Origin of the sequence: Microcoleus sp. Pol7_B2 (genome assembly GCF_036701035.1) — a bacterium.
GTDB lineage: Bacteria > Cyanobacteriota > Cyanobacteriia > Cyanobacteriales > Microcoleaceae > Microcoleus.
In genome coordinates, this window is sequence record NZ_JAUBQB010000045.1 from 1 (window position 1) to 8,984 (window position 8,984).

Annotated in this window: 2 protein-coding genes; one reads left to right on the forward strand and one right to left on the reverse strand. The window is 48.4% G+C overall.

From position 1 onward, the window contains the following. The coding region (locus tag QUA57_RS17395) for an ISAs1 family transposase (protein ID WP_333251222.1) at positions 1-540 on the forward strand (540 nt) is incomplete at its 5' end. Between the two features lie 155 nt (positions 541-695). Here the strand turns inward: QUA57_RS17395 and QUA57_RS17400 are convergent. After that, positions 696-8,819 carry an FG-GAP-like repeat-containing protein gene (locus tag QUA57_RS17400; protein WP_333251224.1) on the reverse strand — a complete coding sequence of 2,708 codons (8,124 nt, stop codon included), beginning with the start codon at positions 8,817-8,819 and terminating at the stop codon, positions 696-698. Positions 8,820-8,984 lie beyond the last annotated feature (165 nt).

The following is an 8,984-nucleotide window of genomic DNA, read 5'->3' on the forward strand; positions in this document are numbered from 1 at the left end:
TCTGCAAGTGCGCTCGACTCTTTTCAATCCTCGGAACGCCTGCATGGACGCACCACAACTCGGTCTACCACTATTTATCCTATAGAGTCTCAATTATTGTCCTCGTGGGTCGGAGCTAAAAACATAATTGAGATCACAAGAACAGGCAGTCGATGGCAAGGTAAAAAAAGCCGTCGTCGCTTAGTTGATTTTCATGAATCACACTATTATTTAAGTAGTTTAGATTGGTCAGCCCGTGAATTTTCGGAGGCAATTCGAGGACACTGGTTAATTGAGAATCGACTACATTGGGTTAAAGATGTGACGTTAAATGAGGATAACTGTATTCATCGTGGCGGCAATGCACCTGCTAACTGGGCAATGGTCAGACAATTTTTAGTATCTTTAGCCCGGATGAGTGGTACGCATACTCTCCCCCAAGCTTTAAGATTGATGGCCAACCAAATTGAAAATATTAGTGAGTTACTTTTCGGCTTTTGTCCCCGTGACAAACCAGTTAAATCCCGAGGGCGCGCATCAGCAAATAGCCCAATCCCCTAATTTATTATTCCGACAATAAATCCGCCCTGCTTTTTAAGGGGGGTTAGGGGGGATCAAGGCCTTGAGAGTCAGCGGTTGAAACCGCATATATACAAACGAAGTTCGTCTCTAAGAGACTGAAGAATAATAAGGACTTTAGTCCTCATTAAGAACCTTTAAAGCAACCCGAAATTAGCAGCACTAATGCTGTTAGCAGAAACACCACTGAGAGAAGCTAAAATCTCCCCTGTTTGTGCAAACCGGATTAAAGTCGAACCGCTATCTTGAGCAATTGCCAATTGCGAGAAACTCAACCCGTTACCCAATACTAACAAGTCTTTACCGACTTCAAAATCAGTAATCGTATCAGTACCGGAATTGGTAGACAGTAAGAACTTATCTACTCCCATTCCTCCTATCAAACTATCAATTCCCAAACCGCCATTCAGCAAATCATCTCCCTTACCTCCGTAAAGAATATCATTACCATCATCTCCATTCAAAATGTCAGCACCGCGGTTGCCAAATAAGGCATCATCACCGCTACTTCCCAAGATTGTATCGCTACCTTTGCCACCGAAAATAGTGTCATTCCCCAGAACTCCATCGAGGGAATCATTGCCGCTCATCCCCATCAACACATTATTTCCGCTGTCGCCACTCAGGATATCGTCGCCATTTGTACCGAGAATTGCATTGGGAGAATTGCTGCCCAAATCTGCATCACCGCTGACAACAGGAGTTGCAATCCCAGCAGGTAATATTACAGCTTCAATTCTGCTATCTAAAGCAGTACCTGTATTGTCAGCAACTACCTGGGAAATAGGTTTATTTCCCGTACCAACTGCTTTGAAGTCTTGAGCTGTTGGGCCCAAGGCTACTTGTTGGAGGCGGGCAAGTGATTCAGGAATTGATGTTGCTGTTGGGTTGGAGACAGCCGCATCTATGCGTTGATTGGCTGTTGCCATTACTGTCGCGGATTGCGAGGTAATTTGGCTGACTTGTTGAGTGTTGAAACTGGGGTCTATTTGCTGGATTTTAGTGGCAGCTTGCTGAATTATTGGTTCTAAAGCTGCTGCATTGCTGAGGTTTAAGACTGTACCAGATTGAATTTGAGCCGTAATTGAACTGACAACAGCTTTGACAATATCGGTATTGACTGCACTGGAAGCACCGTCAATCAAAGCGCTGGTTTGGGTGATGAAGTTTTGGACTTTCACCATTGCGGATAAGACTTGGACTCCGCCCGGTTGGTTGTTGTTGGTGGCGAGGATGGGGTCTAAGCTAGTCAGGTCAACTTCAGCGGGGAGTCCAAGGGCGGCTTTGACTAAAGATTGTGCTTCTTCTGGTTCAATTCCTTTGTCGATTAAGTCGGCGATTAAGGTGGTTAGGAGGGTGACGACACTCGCATCTGGGGGTGCGGTGACTGGTGTTTCTAGGGGTAAGCCGGTGGCGGTGTCAGTGCCTCCGGTGGCTACTAGATTGCCTTCTGATGGGTCGATTTCTCCGTTGTTGTTGGTGTCGAAAATCTCGAAGGGGATATTGAGATTGAATTTACCGCCTGAATCGGTTGTGGTGGATGGTTCGTTGGTGTCGAGGACGCCGTTTTTGTTGGCGTCGAGGAAGAGAGTTGCACCGGAGATATAACCGTCAATCACCCAGCCATTTCCTTGTTTCACTACGTAAATTTCCTGGCTAGCACTCGCACCATAAGGGTCTGTTGCTGTTAACTTGGCGTAGAAGTTTTCCCCGTTGCTTGGGGGAGTTCCGGTGAACTTGATGCTGTTATTGGCAGAGTTAAACGACAATCCAAGCCAACTGCTGTTCGGATTGCTCAGTAATGAGCTGTCGTCAGACCGGGTTAGTGTGTAGGTGAGTAGGTCGCCATCCGGGTCTGTGTAGACGTTAGGAACCTCTACATTGAGAGCAGTGTACCGACCGCCTAGGTTAATCTGCTGTTCTGGAGGACGATTCACACCTGACGGGTAGTTGGGGTCGTTGTCCGCGATCGTCACAGTAGCACTAGAGGACTCGCCTATCTGGCTGTTGTAGTTGCTGGTAGGATCTAAGCTGATAAACACTCTCTCGTCGCCTTCTACTAGGCTGTCGTTGTAGACATCCACATCTATGTTGACGCTGCGCTTACCTGCTGGAATGGTGATCATGTTGCTGCCAAACAGGTTGATAGGCAACGCCTGACGGGGTTGGGAGGGTTGACGGGACTCGGAGTCGGAAAACAATTCGTAATCTCCATACATACCGATACCTGGTATGGCAGTACCGGCTATAGGAGTGTAGCTATTATCGGATAGATTATCGAACTTGTAGTAGACATCCAGCGGACCAGCTAGGCTGCCACCAGTACGGGTAATAGTGAATTTTCCAGGATTGGGTTGTTCGGGTGGAAAGATGGTTTCCGCAGCATTAGCATCCGTAGCGCTGATGGTAAGCGTTGGCTTGATATCGGGGGCTGTAAATGTAAAACTTTGTCCTTCAACAAACGGGGAACCAGCCCAAGCACTGTCGATCGCCTGTACACTCCAGTTATAAGTTTGTCCAGGGATTAAGTAATCTGGTTTTAACAGCCAACCAGGGGAGTAGTAGTTGCTGCTGCTGTTGGCTTGGTTGACATTTCCCAACTGCACTACTTGCCGAGTTCCATCATCAAGGGACATCGGGCCAACAATGTACTCTTTAACATCGCCGCCACCGAAGGGATTGGGACGATTAGTCCAAACTCGCAGGTTGTAGCTTAAACCCTGATTTGGAGTTTGAGCGTCGAGCAGATTCCCCCATCCTCCAGGCAAACTTAAGAAAACTCCTTCCTGAGTAATCTGAGGGTAATTTAAACCTTCAGGTGCAGAGGGTGCCGTGTTCGGTTCAGGGGTCTCGTTGCGATAGACTTTGACAACGTTGCGAGAGTAGGGGTACTCAGGTGAATCCTCTCTTGTCGAGACTGCAATATCTAGTCTTCCATCCTTGTCGTAGTCTCCCCAAGAAGTTGGGCTGGCAACATTATTAGGTAGCGTTGGATCGTCGATGGGTGTAAAATAGCCAGACTCATCTTGTCGGTAAACTTTGGCGACACTCTTACCCGAATAATCCCGTTCTGTCAGCAGAATATCCAGCTTGCCATCATTGTCTTCATCTCCCCAAGTACCAAGACCACCATTAGACCCCCATATAGTCTGACGTTCCTGAAAGCTAGTAGTATCCCCATAGCTGTAGTTCTGGAGTACCCTGGTAGGGGCGTACGGCCCACCATTATCATTTAAACGCTGATTTTGGCCTGTCAGCAAGATATCTAGTTTGCCATCGTTGTTGGAGTCTCCCCATGCACCGTAATTAATAGGTTCGTTGGGGTTTTGATATTGCAGCAGTGGATTGCTCTCTTCGGTAAAGCCATTGTCAGTGTTGCGATACAATTTTGCGACGTATGCTGAACCGGTATCGCCTGTCAGCAAGATATCTTGTTGGCCATCATTGTTGTAATCTCCCCAAGCGGCATTGCCAATAACACCGGGCAAGCTAGCCCCAGTCTCCTCCTCAAAGGTAAGGGCGTAGTTAAAGGTACTGCCGTTGTTAAAGCCAGTAAGCTCGTTGCGGAACACTTTGGCGATGTAGCCTGAACTCGTGTCGCCTGTGAGTACGAGATCCTTTCTGCCATCGTTGTTGTAGTCTCCCCAAGCTGCGGAACCGTTGAAAATACCAGGCAGCTTTACCCTCGTGTCTAGAGTAAATTTAGTGGGGTCGATCGAGGTTGGGTAATAGGGAAGAGTGCTATCAGTCCTTTGGTTCCGGTACAGTCTGGTGATAGGGGTGTAGGGCAAACTGGGGACGTAGGGTTCAGCGGGGATGGAGTAAGGATCTGGTGCAGGAGTATCAATTACCCCTGTGAGCAAGATATCGAGATCACCATCATTGTCGCTGTCTCCCCACGTAGCAGAAGGTTTGGAATCATGATTATTCCCATTTTCCTGGATCACACCTCCATAAACGGTAGGCAGCCCTATATCAATTGGTTTAAAGCCTTGAGCACGTTCGTTGCTGTACACTTTCGGGGTGTATTGCGATTGGGGAAAAGATTGATAATAGTTGTTTTGTAAACTACCTCCTTCCATCACCAACAGATCCAAATCGCCGTCATTGTCGTAGTCTCCCCAGGCATTAGGGCCGACATAACCAGGTATCTTCAGATCGAGTTCGTCGCTGGAAAACGGGAGGTAACCCACCTCCGAAAAGCCAGTGAGTTCGAGGGTGAATTGGTCTGTGCCACCTGCTTCTGTAGTTCCGTTAGATGCAGGTAGATCGTTAGAGCTCGGTATTCCGATCGGGAATATGTTTGGGTTGCCTGTTCCTGTAGTGACTGGCGGTTGCGGATTGACGATGACTGGTGGCTCGACGACTACTGGTGGCTCGACGACTACTGGTGGCTCGACAACTACAGGCGGCTCGACTACAGGCGGCTCGACAGGCGGCTCGACAGGCGGCTCGACAGGCGGCTCGACAGGCGGCTCGACAGGCGGCTCGACAGGCGGCTCGACAGGCGGCTCGACAGGCGGCTCGACAGGCGGCTCGACAGGCGGCTCGACAGGTGGCTCGACAGGCGGCTCGACAGGTGGCTCGACAGGCGGCTCGACAGGCGGCTCGACAGGCGGCTCGACTATCGGTGGCGGCGGTGGTGGCGGTACATCGTTATCAGCGATCGCCACTGTCACGCCCGGAATCGCGATCGCACTATACTTAGTATCAGCACTAGCAGCCGTATGAGAAATACTGCCTGTATGATTTCCTTCAACAACCGCATCGTCTTTCGCCGTGACAGTCACTGGTTTCGCGACATTCCAGTTAGTAGAGTCGAAGGTAACATCAGCGATCGCATTAATTTGACTGCCATTGGCGAAACTAATCGTCACAGGCGCCGTGGGCACAGAAGTTAGTTGAACGCTGTAAGTGCCAGTAGCACCACCTTCGGTAGCAGTTATGTTCGTAGGTGAAATACTCACGCCTGCGGTATCGTTGTCAGCAATCGTGGCAGTCACAGGAGAAATTGTCAGCGCATTATACTTGGTATCGGTGCTGGCCGAAGTGTGAGCGATCGTGCCGCCGTGGGTTCCTTGGGCTATGCTGTCATCGATCGCACTAACAGTGACAGTCTGATCCACATTCCAGTTAGTGCTGTCAAAAGTAATTGGGGCGATCGCATTTATTTGATCCCCTGTAGCGAAACTAACCGTCACAGGCGCGATCGGCTCGGATTTTAACTTAACCCTGTACGTGCCATTCGCCAATCCTTCGGTAGCAGTTGTACTTGTTGGTGAAATACTCACGCCTGCGGTATCGTTGTCAGCAATCGTGGCAGTCACAGGAGAAATCGTCAGCCCATTATACAAAGTATCGGTACTGACAGAAGTGTGAGCAATTGTGCCGCTGTGGGTTCCTTGGGCTATGCTGTCTTCGATCGCACTAACAGTCACATTTTGAGCAACATTCCAATTATTTGGGGTGAAAGTCAGAGGTGCGATCGCACTAATTTGAGTCCCAGTGTCAAAATTAATCGTAACGTTGGCAGCAGGTGCAGTAGTCAAAACTACGCCGTAGGTAGCCGCCGTTGCACCGCCTTCAGCAATATTTGTACTGCCTGCTGATTGCACGATGGAAACACCGGGACTATCGTTATCAGTAATCGAAGCCGTCACATCGGGCATCGCTTTGGCGTTATAACTGGCATCGGTACTGGTAACTGTGTGAGCGATCGTGCCGCTGTGGGTTCCTTGTGCTACATTGTCGTCGATCGCACTAACAGTGACAGTTCGATCGACATTCCAGTTAGTGCTGTCAAAAGTAATCGGTGTGGCGATCGGGCTAATTGCATTGCCAGTATTAAAGCTAATATTAACCGGTGCCGTCGGTTCCGAAGTTAACTTGACTTTGTAACTGCCAGTTGCGCCGCCTTCTGTAGCAGTGATGTTCGTAGGTGCAATGCTGAAACCCCCAGAGTCATCATTTGTGATGGTAGTTGTAGCAGTTGCAGCAGTAAAGGTAGGTGTCGGCCCCGGTGCTACAGGATTCGACAGCGTAATTTCAACTGTTTCGTCGGGTTCTACTAATCCGTCGCCTACCACATTTAATGTAATAGTTTTAGATGTTTCCCCTACCGCAAAATTGATTGTGCCACTAATACCCGTTGCCCCAGAAGTGCCGCCGATGTTGTTGTAATCGCTGTCGTTTGTAGCAGTTCCTCCAATTGCATAATTTACGCTACTTGCTGCACCAGTGCCGTCGCTGCGAGTCACGGTAAAAGTCAGAGGAGTTGTGCCGCTATTACCTTCGGGAATGCTGGCACTATCGGCGGCTACAGCGTAAGAAACAGTACCGTTAGCTGCAATAGTTAATGTTGTTTGAGCGGTTGTACCTGCAACGCCACCAGTGATTGTGCCAAAGTTGAGAATTGCGGTTTCGGCGTTTTCAGGGAGATTGTCAGGTTTGATAGTAACTGCAACATCCTGGGTGAGAGTAGTAGTGCCGGCGGGGAAAGTAACAGTTGGAGGCGAAAAGGTGTAGTCAGAATTTTCGGTGGCTGTGTTGCTGGGGTCGATGACAATTGGTACAACTACATCGCTCAAGGGAGTGGCACTGAGAGTGACGGGAATATTAACAACTGTATCTGCCGTTCCTTCAGTGCCAGCGTAGGTTGCCGCACCGAAATTCACCACAGGTTTTGTATTGAGTAGAACTGAGACATTGTATGAACCAAAGTTCGCCGTAGCTAAATCAGATAAGCCATCTTTGTTAAAATCACCTACAACAATACCTTGGGGATTCGTTCCTACAGTAAGATTAGTGGCTGTGCCAAAGCTGCCATTGCCACTTCCAAACAAGACGGAGACATTGCCCGATCCATTGTTTGCTGTGGCTAAATCGACTTTTCCATCTGCATTGAAGTCTCCACTAGCAATAGCAAGGGGTTGTGTTGCAACGCCAAAGTTGGTAGCTGCACTAAAGCTTCCCGTGCCAGTTCCTAACAGTATTGATACGTTGTTTGAGCTTCCATTGCTGGTTGCTAAGTCAGGAATGGTGTCCCCATTAAAGTCTCCTAAAGCAATGTAATTAGGGCTATTTCCAACGGTAAAGTTAGTGGCGATACCGAAAGTGCCATCAGCATTCTGCAACACGATGGATACGCTGGTAGAACCCGAGTTCGCTGTCGCAAAGTCAGACTTGCCATCCTTGTTAAAGTCGCCGACAAGCACAAAAGAAGGAGTTGACCCCACGCTCAAATTATTAGCTGCGCCAAAAGTACCATTACCATTACCGGACAAGATGGAGACGTTGTTAGAGGTTCTATTGGCTGTAGCTAAGTCAGAATTGCCGTCCCCGTTGAAGTCTCCCACAGCCACGGTATAGGGGCTTGACCCCACACCAAAGTAGGTGGCTGCACCAAAAGTGCCATCGCCATTTCCTAACAGGAGAGAAACGTCGCTAGTCAAATTATTAGCCGTAACCAGGTCAGAATTACCGTCTTTGTTAAAGTCGGCTACAGCGACAGACCACGTATAGAGCTCGGTCGGCGAGTCGGTGTTAAAATAAGTGGCAGCGCCAAATTTGCCAGTGCCATCTCCCAATGCGATCGAGACCCTGTTGGTTCCAGTGCTGGCAAAGGCTAGGTCAAGGTTGCCGTCTTTGTTAAAATCGCCACTGGCCACTTTACGGAGACTGTATGTTATGGGAAAATTAGTTGCCGCACCAAAACTATTCAAAACATACTCGTAACCTGCTAATACTTCGGGTTCAAATACCAGCGGCGTTTCTATTTTCCCGGTTCTGACTTCCAGTTCCCAGTCCCCGCCCTTTGCTACACTTCCGGTGAGGTTTTGGGAAGCTGCAACTCTTGCCCCGGTTAACTCACTCAAGCGTTTGACAAATGCTTTACCTGTCTCGCCTGCTGCTACGTTGCATCCGTACAAGAGGATTTGAGCTCGATTTTTGCCGAGTGAGTCGGTTTGTGGGGAAAACCATTGCTGTAGAGAATCTCGCTCGCACTCTATATCATCTAAACTAAAGCGAACGTCTCCGAGTTGCAAGCTGCCCGGAGCACCGTGAGAAACGATGTGAATGCTGTCAATATTGGTACGAAGAGCTAAAATTTGAGTAATTTGGTCGATCGCATCGCGGTTCCCATCTAAAACGACTACTTCCGTACCCGCTTTTACCCCGGCAATCAAACTTTGATAATTTTCTACTTTAGTATCGATAAAGGCGATCGCACTTGGTGAAACTTGATTATTTAAATTTGGCATACTGCACCTACTAATAGCTAAAAAAAGACAATGATTCCCCTGTTTCGCGACTTGCATCGGAAACTCTTTCTGAATGTTGTAGTAACCATAACTGTTTTTTGAGAAAATCTATATAAACTTTTCTTTATAAACACTTTTTTAATTAAAGTTTTGATAAAGAGGGGG

Bases quoted from the DNA above. Each gene is read 5' to 3' on its own strand.
- QUA57_RS17400 (WP_333251224.1), bottom strand. From the start codon at position 8,819: ATGCCAAATTTAAATAATCAAGTTTCACCAAGTGCGATCGCCTTTATC.